The sequence below is a fragment of the Streptococcus sp. GMD5S genome (assembly GCF_000298715.2).
Taxonomy (GTDB): domain Bacteria; phylum Bacillota; class Bacilli; order Lactobacillales; family Streptococcaceae; genus Streptococcus.
In genome coordinates this window covers 1-2747 of sequence record NZ_AJRG02000038.1, presented here as the reverse complement: position 1 = coordinate 2747, position 2747 = coordinate 1, and the positions used below count along the sequence as shown (strand labels likewise).

Here is a 2747-nt window from a genome sequence, read left to right as displayed (position 1 = left end):
AACCATGGCTTGGTTTGGGCGAAAGCTTACAACAGCTTCTCCAGAAGCACAACTGACTTTTGAAGAATTGGTATCTGGTTGGCGCGCTATTTTGGAACAAGAAGTTCCAAATCGTCCTCTAGATAGTGACCGTCCGTTCCCTTACTTTGAAGTTTAAAAAATCCCAAATCCCCAAAAACTTTCAATGGAGTATACTGTTGAGCTTAATCGCTTGATGAGTAAATAATTGAAAGAATCACTGGGTAAAAATGCAAATTCTGAACAGGAATCCTTTCTGTTCAGAATTTTTTTAAAAAAGAACCTAATAAATATTCACAAAACTGCTTTTATATGGTAAAATAAAACAATTACATTTAGTGGAGAAGAAGAATGAATATTTTTAGAACCAAGGATGTTAGTCTGAGACAGACAGAAATGCATCGCCATTTGAAATTGTGGGATTTGATTCTTCTAGGGATTGGTGCCATGGTGGGGACAGGGATTTTCACCATTACAGGAACAGCAGCGGCTACCCTAGCTGGTCCCTCATTAGTGATTTCCATTGTGATTTCTGCTCTGTGTGTTTCTCTATCAGCCCTCTTTTTCGCAGAATTTGCCTCTTGTGTGCCTGCTACTGGTGGTGCTTATAGTTATCTCTATGCGATTCTAGGAGAATTGCCAGCCTGGATTGCTGGTTGGTTGACCATCATGGAATTCATGACGGCTGTTTCAGGTGTGGCGTCTGGCTGGGCAGCTTACTTTAAGGGATTGCTCAGTAATTATGGTATCTCCATGCCCCAAGCCTTGAATGGAACCTTTAACCCTGAACAAGGTACCTATATCGATCTTCTGCCTATTTTAGTACTGACCTTGGTAACGGGATTGGTTTTATTAAATTCAAAGGCAGCTTTGCGATTTAATTCGCTTTTAGTGGTCTTGAAATTCTCAGCTCTCGCCTTATTTATCCTAGTTGGTATTTGGTACATCAAACCTGAAAATTGGTCGAATTTTGCTCCTTTTGGCTTTGGTCAACTATATGGTGGAAGTACTGGGATTATGGCTGGCGCATCTTTGATGTTCTTTGGTTTTCTCGGATTTGAGTCAATTTCCATGGCAGTTGATGAAATTCAAAGCCCGCAAAAAAATATTCCTCGCGGAATTGTCCTTTCTCTGACAATCGTCACCATTCTCTATGCTTTGGTAACCTTAGTATTGACAGGGATTGTTCACTACAGTAAACTCAATGTGGACGATGCAGTAGCATTTTCATTACGGAGTATTGGTATCGGCTGGGCAGCAAATTATGTTTCGCTTGTAGCCATTTTAACCCTGATAACCGTATGTATCTCTATGACTTATGCTTTATCTCGGATGATTTATAGCTTAGCGCGTGATGGACTTTTACCTCAAAGTTTCAAACAATTAAGCAAGACTAGTCGCGTTCCTAAAAATGCGACCCTTTTAACAGGAGTTGCTTCAGCTATTGCTGCAGGAGTGTTTCCTCTAGCCAGTATTGCATCCTTCTTAAATATTTGTACGCTAGCTTATCTGATTTTGCTAGCCTACGGAATAATAAAACTCAGAAAGGATAAGGGCATGCCAAAAGAGGGAGAGTTTAAAACTCCTTTGGTACCACTCTTGCCAATTCTTTCCATCCTTATCTGTGTTTCCTTTATGCTTCAATATAGTCTAGATACCTGGATTGCCTTTGGCATTGCTCTTTTAGTTGGTCTAGTCATTTACTTTACTTACGGGTTCCGCCATTCAACCCTCGCAGAAGAAGAATAAAAGCTGGGAATTCCCAGCTTTTTTAATCTTTCACATAAGTAAATCCTTCACCCAGAATTTCATGAGCCTCAGTGATGGTGATAAAGGCTTGAGGGTCGATTTTGTGAATCATATCTTTCATTTTAACGATTTCGTTCCGACCGACGATACAGTAGATAATTTTTAAATCCTTTTTGCTGTAGTAGCCTTGACCAGATATAAAGGTAACGCCACGTCCGAGTTCATCGTTAATCTCTTTGGCCAATTGATCAGGATATTGGGTAATAATCATAAATCCTTTACCAGCATAACCTCCTTCGCCGATCAAGTCGATAACACGAGCGATGATAAAGTCAAATAAGAGGGTATAGGTAACGAGACGAAGATCCTGGAAGATAATCAAAATCAACATCAGGATGAAAAAGTCAATCCCAAAGAGTAATTTACCAATCGAAATATTGGTGTATTTGTTGAGGATACGGGCAACGATGTCAGAGCCACCAGTGGTTCCACCAGCATTAAAGATAATTCCTAAACCAACCCCCAGTAAGACTCCTGAGACTAAAGCGACAATGATGAGATCCCCTTGCAAGTCGATGTGCAAAGGAATGCGCTCAAAGATTGCTAGCCAAACGGAAAGTGAAATAGATCCTAGAAGGCTGGAGTATAGGGTCTTAGGTCCAAATATCTTCCAAGCCAGGATAAATAAAGGGATATTAATTAAGAGGTTCATCAATGAGACAGGAATCTTAAAAAGATAGTAGGTAATCAAGGTAATACCTGTCGCCCCTCCCTCAAATAAATGATAAGGAACAACAAAGTAAGTAAGACCGAAGGCATAGATAGCGGCTCCAAGAATAATGGTGATAATCGGTTGAAGTTTTCGAATCATGGCTGTTCCTCACTTTTCTATAGATAGATTATACCAAAAATTCAGTTCTTTTCATCGGATCACTTATGATTTTTTATCATTTTTTTGATATAATAAAGGAGAAAATCCC

2 protein-coding genes are annotated in these 2747 nt (G+C 39.6%); one reads left to right on the top strand and one right to left on the bottom strand.

Features of this window, described 5'->3' with window-relative positions; genetic code table 11:
* The first annotated feature begins 369 nt into the window (after positions 1 to 369).
* Complete coding sequence (locus tag GMD5S_RS0209555; protein ID WP_001020295.1) at positions 370 to 1767, top strand: APC family permease; 1398 nt, start codon at positions 370 to 372, stop codon at positions 1765 to 1767.
* 22 nt (positions 1768 to 1789) lie between these two features.
* Here GMD5S_RS0209555 and GMD5S_RS0209550 read toward each other — a convergent pair whose 3' ends face one another.
* Complete coding sequence (locus tag GMD5S_RS0209550) at positions 1790 to 2638, bottom strand: YitT family protein (RefSeq protein WP_000619787.1); 849 nt, start codon at positions 2636 to 2638, stop codon at positions 1790 to 1792.
* Positions 2639 to 2747 lie beyond the last annotated feature (109 nt).